This is a genomic window from Deltaproteobacteria bacterium, assembly GCA_030654105.1.
GTDB lineage: Bacteria > Desulfobacterota > SM23-61 > SM23-61 > SM23-61 > JAHJQK01.
In genome coordinates, this window is record JAURYC010000056.1 from 1 (window position 1) to 6820 (window position 6820).

Genomic DNA, 6820 nt, shown 5'->3' on the forward strand with positions numbered 1-6820 from the left:
GTACACCTCACTCCTCAGGATTTGCGCGCCTTGCATCTGGAGTTTTTTACATTGCCATCCAAATTTTGACTTTTTACGAGTCCATCTTCTTTGAGTGATTTAAAATTACCCAAGTAAGGCCAACCAAAAACCGTTCTAACCGTTTCCAATAAAATTTTTTCTGTTCTCTGGCACCACCTCCTTTCCTCGGTCTTAGGGGAAACTCCTAACACCCTATTCTAATCAAAAGAACTTATACCCTTGCTTTTCTTAAGCGCCCCTCTTGCAGAAAGAAGCATTTCTCATCCTCCATGAGGGAAAACCCTAAATTCATTTAGAGCGTAAGGGATGAAAATTTTTCAGCCCTGCCATCCCCTTTGGAGAATCGGAGAGAGAAGCATGCTATACACCACGATGCCCAGGATTACTACTGCTGCAATGATGGCCAACAATTTAACAATTTTTCCCACCTCTTACCTCCCCTTTATTTGGAGTTAACGTCTCCCTTGAGCAGGCGTTTGTTGGTCTAGGCCTTTCCAGCCCTGTCCATTGGTTGAATAGAATTTTCTTGAACCGTCTAACGGAGAGTATTCGATCAGGTCGGGGAGTGATTCCGCAAGGTAAGAACCAGGCAAGAAATCGTTTACGTCCACTGGGCAAGTTTCGCATTTGGGCCTTCAAGCGTTATCGTCGCTTAATTGGATGGCTTTTAAGATCCAACCCAGGCCAGCAGCTCGTCACTTTGAGGGTGACAATAAACCGTCCCCTCACCAAGAACCCAAAAAAATCTCCCTCTTGGGGTGAGAAGAGGTTGAGTTCTAAATAAGACAGATTTTACCACTTTTATACATAATTGAGGCTTATATGTCAAGGAAAAAATTACCTTGATCCAGTTTTATCGCTGGCTCAAAGCAATTATTTGACTCGGATCGATAGGGGCCCGCCCAAGTAAAAGGGGGCTTCGGCCCTCCTTTTTATGCTGAGGTCTATTGCGCTTCCGGGGAAAAAATCGGATAAGCGACGGAGTGATGTTTACCCGCTAAGGCTTCTAAAAATGAGCTGCACCGGATGGATAACTTCCACCCCATCTTTTTTTAAATTTCCGAATATCTGCAGCCGACAACCCGGGCAACCGGTGGCCACGAAGTTAGCTTTTGTCTTTTCGATGCTCTCGATTTTTTGGGCCGTAATATTTTCTGAGATTCTCGGATGTTCCCACTGGAAGGTTCCCCCACCCCCGCAACAAACATCGGCTTCGGCCATTTCCACGAAATCCAGCTCCGGAATTTGTCGGAGAAGAGCCCTTGGTTCATCCTTTACTCCTTGGCTGCGCAATAAGTGGCAAGGATCATGGTAGGTTACTTTTCCTTTTATGGGCTTGAGCATTTTCCCTAAATCGAATTTCATTAGATATTGGGAAATATCCAAGACCTTCTGGCTCAAGGCCATGGCCTCTTCCGTTTTTTCCCCCATTTCTTTAAGGAAGTGAGGATACTCTTTTTTCAGAGCAGCACCGCAGGTAGCACATTCCACCACCACAACGTCCACATCCCAGCGGTTGAACAGAGCCACATTCTTGAGGATATTCGGTAAAGCCATCTTGGGGGCCCCGGCCAAAAATATGGGCAGCCCGCAGCACATCTGATCCTTGGGAACGATTACTTCTACGCCCAAACGTACCAGAATTTCGATCGTTGCCCTGCCAATTTCCCCATCCAAATAATTGGTGGCACAGCCGGTGAAATAGAGGACCCGGCCCTTGGGTTCCGGAACAGAGATTACCTCCGGAATTTTCTTTAGAAAGGGCTGGCGATTCAAGCGGGGGAACTTTTTCAGAGGGATGGTTCCCACTTTACCCTTCACCGGGAATAGCGGCAGAAGGTTATTTCTCAAAACTCGCCCCCAGAAAAGGTAAAAAGGCAACAGGCGTTTGCCCGTTAAGAGTTCGAAGAGAAACTTTTTCTTTCCCGGGAGGCCGAATTTCTCGATGACTTTTACCCTCATGGCTTTCATCAATTGGTCAACTTTTAAGCCGCTCGGGCAGTTTACCGTACAGGTTTCGCAGAGCAAACAGGTAAACAGGATGCGCACAAAATTTTCACTTAGCTCCAGATTGCCTTCCATTATGTTGCGGATCAACTGGACCTTTCCCCGGGGGGAAGCAACTTCCACCAGGCGCTGCTTATAGACCGGGCACGGCGTGAGGCAAATCCCGCATTTAATGCAGTTGTGGACTTCTTCACGAAGGTTTTTGGATATCACGGAGCACACTCCAAAAAACTCCCGGGGTTCAAGATCCCCAGGGGATCAAAGGTATTTTTCAGGGTCCGCATCAGGTTCAGGGTCTGGGGGCTCAGCTGCCGCGGAAGGTACTTGGCTTTGGCAATGCCTATCCCGTGTTCCCCGGAAAGAACACCCCCTACCGACATGGCAAAATCAACGATTTCATCCATGGCTTTTTCTACCCGCTTCATTTCCTCTTTGTCTCTGAGGTCGCAGAGCACGAGCGGATGGAGGTTGCCATCTCCGGCGTGGGCCAACACGGCGATCTGGACCTGGTTACGCTGAGCGATCGTTATAACTTCCTTGATGGCGCGGGTCAAGAAGCTCACCGGCACGGTTGCATCTTCGATCACGCAGGTCGGGCGCATCCGGGCGACTGCTCCAAAGGCTCCCCGGCGCGCCATCCAGAGTTGCTCACTCTCCTTTTCGGATTGGGAAACGCGCACATCCCTGGCCCCTTGACCCCGGCAAAACTCGGCGATTATACCGGCCTGCTTCTCTACCGATTCCGGGTCACCGTCCACTTCGATGAGCAACACTGCTTCGGCGTCCAGGGGAAGACCAAGATGGGCGTAGTCTTCGAGGGCTTTGATGATCATCTTGTCCATCAGCTCCAGGGTCGCGGGAATGATGCCCTCTTCAACGATCCTGGCTACAGTGTTTCCTGCTTGATCGATGGTATTATAAATTGCCTGGAGGGTTCGTCGGGCCTTGGGCTTGGGGAGAAGTCTGACGGTGATCCGGGTTACCACGGCCAGGGTTCCCTCGGAGCCGCAGATCAGCCGTGTCAGATCGTATCCTGTTACATCTTTGGCGGTCAGGCTTCCCGTCTGGATGACTTCTCCGGAAGGGAGCACCCCTTGCAGACCCATCAGGTAATCCCGGGTCACACCGTACTTGATCCCCCGCATGCCCCCGGCATTCATCAAGACGGTCCCCCCCATGGTGGCCACTGTGGCGCTCCCGGGATCCGGAGGATAGAAGAGACCGATTTTTTCCACTTCCTTCTGGAACTCCGACACCACCACGCCCGGTTCGACGATGGCATAACGGTTCGGCTTGTTGATCTCCAGGATGCGGTTCATCATCGTAAAGCAAAGGATCACCCCTCCTTGTTTGGCCAAACTGCAAGCGGCCAAGCCTGACCCTGCACCGCGGGGGGTAACGAAGATCCGATGGGTACTGGCCACCTGCATGATTTGGGAGACCTCTGCGGACGTCTTGGGGAAAAGGACGGCCTCGGGCAGGTATTCTTCCACATAGGCATCGTAAGCATAACTGAGAAGGTCTTCTTTAGAAGTCAGGATTCTCTCTTTGCCCAAAATGGTTTCAAACTCATGCAGGATCTTCTCGGTCAGCATGGGAATATCCTTTCTTGTCTTGAGGTTTTTGAGGTTATCATTTAATGGGAAACGGTCTGGAAACCCAATTTTGGCCCCATTTTCCTTAGGCTAAAATCCACTTGCGTTTCTGAGAAAGGAAATCGACCAGTAGGTAACGGCCCAGATTATTCGGGGTGGTGTAGAAGGCCCGGCCACGGTTCATCCTGGATATCTGCTGGACAAACTGCAAGAGATGGGCATCCTGGCCGAGCATGAAAATGTTCAAGTTGATGCCGCAAGAAGCGCATTTCTTGAACTCGGATAAGGTTTTGGCCAGGGTCTTGGGGTGGGAAGGAAACTGGAAGAAGACCTTGCCGTTCTCCAGGTGGGCGGTGGGTTCTCCATCTGAAACCATGATAATCTGCTTGTTAGGAGTGTGCTCCCGGTTGAGGAAAGATTTGGCCAGGATGAGTCCTGCTTCCATGTTGGTGTAAGGGTTGTCCAGATCCCAGTTAAGGCAAGGCAGGTCCTTGCTCTTCAGAGCCCTGGCATAGGAAGAAAAACCTATCAGGTGCAGGCGGTCATGGGGAAACTGGGATTGCATGAGCGTATGCAGGGCCATGGCCACCTTTTTAGCGGCGAAAAATTTTTCGTCGCGGGCCATGGACCCGCTCATATCCACCATGAGCACTACTGCGGCCCGGGTACGCTTCTCGGTTTGATAAACCTCAAAGTCATCCGGCCGGAGGTCGAGAAGCTGGCGGCCCCTGGAACGGGAAGGGATCAATGCTTGGCGACTCAGCGTGTTCATTAGCGTACGACTCAAGTTGAGGTGAAAAGGATCTCCGAACCGGTAAGGTTTACTTTCCTCTAAAAGAAGATTAATCCCGTTGCCCCGAAAATGAGTCTCGTGATTCCCCAGGGCATCACGGGTTAAAGAGGCAAAAATATCCTGCAGCGCTCTCTGTCCGATCTTGCGCATACCTTTAGGCGTGAGCACATATTTTGCCCCCAACTTCTCGATGAGGCCGTTGAGTTCCAGAAGGCGCGGGATGGCCTTGAGGTTGTTCCAGAGCTGGTAACTCTGTTCCCCCAATAATTCCCGGATTTCCTGGTCATTGATCTTTTCCAGGTCAAGCCCCCAGGAAGCGCGGCGCAGTTCATGTTCAAGCTTCTCCAGGCGTTTCAGCTCTTCTATGGCCAAATCATTTCCTGCGGATGCAGATTCCTGGAGTTTCTGCTTCAGGCGCCGAACTTCTTCCAGGAAATCATGGATCCCCTTAAGCCCCGGGGATTCATCCTGTCCCTTTAGGCCTTGCTGCTTCAATAAGTCGAGGGATTTATTGACGTCATTTTCCCGGAGGAGAAGGTCGGTGAGGTGATCGAGGATTTGTTCGGCGTCCGCACTTTTAGCCGGAACTGGTTTATTGCCGTAAAAATATCGATAGCCAATCATGATGATCTCGTAAAAAGTCATCAAGATGGATGGCAAAGTAAAAAGCTCCAGATGCCAGGCGCGCAAATCTTGAGGAATGAGGCGTACTTAAGAAGTACACCGCAATGACGAAGGATGCAGCGCAACGCCGCAGATGGACTTTTTACGAAGCCATCAATCATGGTAACAATAAAGAAGTAACAGGGGCAGGGATTCGTGTCCGTGCCATGAATTGATTATTCACTACCACTAACACTTACACTGACACTCACACTTTTTTTCACTGTTTGCTTATTTTTTAAAATAGCACAGCAGAGGGCCGGTGGGCAAGGATTTTAAAGTGGTTGACATTCACTTCCCATCTTGCTTAAATTGAGCCAGTTAAAAAGGGCTATATTCCTAAATCGAATGTTGACCCAATGGACCGATAGAATACTGGAACACTGGAATGATGGAATGATGGGGGGAGAACCATGGACTTCCGTTTCACCGACGAGCAGAAAGCCTTCAAGGAGCAGGTATTAAAATTTTCTCAGAAAGAACTTGCCCCCTTAGCCGAGGAAGCCGATTGGAGGGGTGAATTTTGCTGGGACGCCTGGAAGAAGATGGGCGCCTTTGGACTTCTGGGGCTGACTTATCCGGAAGAATACGGCGGGAGCGGCGCGGATGTGGTCACGGCCTGCCTGGCCGGAGAAGCCGTGGCCCAGGGAGGAGCGGAAGGAGGCCTGTGTCTTTCTTGGGGGGCGCATACTTATCTCTGCGGAGATACCATCTTGACCCATGGAACCGAAGAACAAAAAAAAAATATGTTCCCAAAATTGCTTCCGGAGAATGGGTGGGTGCAATGGGTCTTACCGAACCGGGCGCTGGCTCCGACGCGGCTTCGATTCGCACCACGGCCACAAGAAAAGGAGATACCTATCTTCTCAATGGGACAAAGATGTTTATTACCAATGGGCCGATCGCCGACATTCTGGTGATCATCGCGGTTACGGATAAAGAGAAAAAAGCTCAGGGGATCTCGGCCTTGATCGTAGAGAAAGGATTCCCCGGATATTCCGTCGGGCGGGAACTGAAAAAAATGGGGGTGAAAGCATCCACCACAGGGGAGTTGGTCTTTGAGGATTGCCCGGTCCCGGTTCAGAATGTTTTACGCCAAGAAGGGGAAGGTTTTTTTATCGCTCTGGGAACCGTGGAGTGGGACCGCAGTACTTTGATGGCCCCTTTTCTCGGGGGATTGGAGTATGTCCTGGAAGCCACCATCAAGTACGCCAAGGAACGCGTCCAATTCGGGAAACCCATCGCCTCTTTCCAGGCCATCCAGCATAAGCTGGCGGATATGAAGGTGATTATCGAAGCCACCCGTCTTTTGCTTTTCCGGGTGGCCTGGCTGAAGGACCAAGGAAGATTTCTCAACCCGGTGGAAGCCGCCGTAGCCAAGCTTTTCGTCGGAGAGTTCGGCATGAAGGCGGCCAGTGATGCGGTCCAAATCCATGGCGGCTACGGGCTCATGCATGAATACCCGGTGGAAAGATTCTTTCGGGACACCAAGCTGGCCGCTATTGGCGGAGGAACGTCTGAGATCATGCGCCTGATTATCTCCCGTTCGATCTTCAGCGCCGGAAAACCAATATAAAAAATGGCCCCCTCACCCTCCCCTCTCCCCGAAGCTGTGAAAAAATTCGGATTTGTAGGGGAGGGGGGAATTATCGAGTTTGAAAATTTGGCAAATGGTTTTTACGGATCAGTCATGGATTCCTCGATAAAAATAGGCACAATCAAACCGGATTCCCTCCTTCTC

General features: G+C 50.8%; 5 protein-coding genes. 2 read left to right on the forward strand and 3 right to left on the reverse strand.

What is annotated here, in order from left to right:
* Positions 1-1011: 1011 nt before the first annotated feature.
* From Q7V48_02290 to Q7V48_02300, 3 genes are all read right to left on the reverse strand, one after another.
* Positions 1012-2241: a (Fe-S)-binding protein gene (locus Q7V48_02290; GenBank protein MDO9209568.1), complete on the reverse strand. Its 1230-nt coding sequence runs from the start codon at positions 2239-2241 to the stop codon at positions 1012-1014.
* Entirely contained in the window at positions 2238-3623 is a 1386-nt protein-coding gene (locus Q7V48_02295; GenBank protein MDO9209569.1) for an FAD-linked oxidase C-terminal domain-containing protein, read from the reverse strand. Before Q7V48_02295 ends, Q7V48_02290 begins: the two co-directional genes overlap by 4 nt.
* A gap of 85 nt (positions 3624-3708) precedes the next feature.
* Entirely contained in the window at positions 3709-5076 is a 1368-nt protein-coding gene (locus Q7V48_02300; GenBank protein ID MDO9209570.1) for a VWA domain-containing protein, read from the reverse strand.
* A gap of 416 nt (positions 5077-5492) precedes the next feature.
* Between Q7V48_02300 and Q7V48_02305 the strand changes: the two genes are divergently transcribed.
* Positions 5493-5999 (forward strand): acyl-CoA dehydrogenase family protein, encoded by a 507-nt coding sequence (locus Q7V48_02305; GenBank protein MDO9209571.1) that lies wholly within the window; start codon positions 5493-5495, stop codon positions 5997-5999.
* Positions 5906-6655, forward strand: coding sequence for an acyl-CoA dehydrogenase family protein (locus tag Q7V48_02310; GenBank protein MDO9209572.1), 750 nt, complete (start codon positions 5906-5908; stop codon positions 6653-6655). Before Q7V48_02305 ends, Q7V48_02310 begins: the two co-directional genes overlap by 94 nt.
* Positions 6656-6820: the final 165 nt, after the last annotated feature.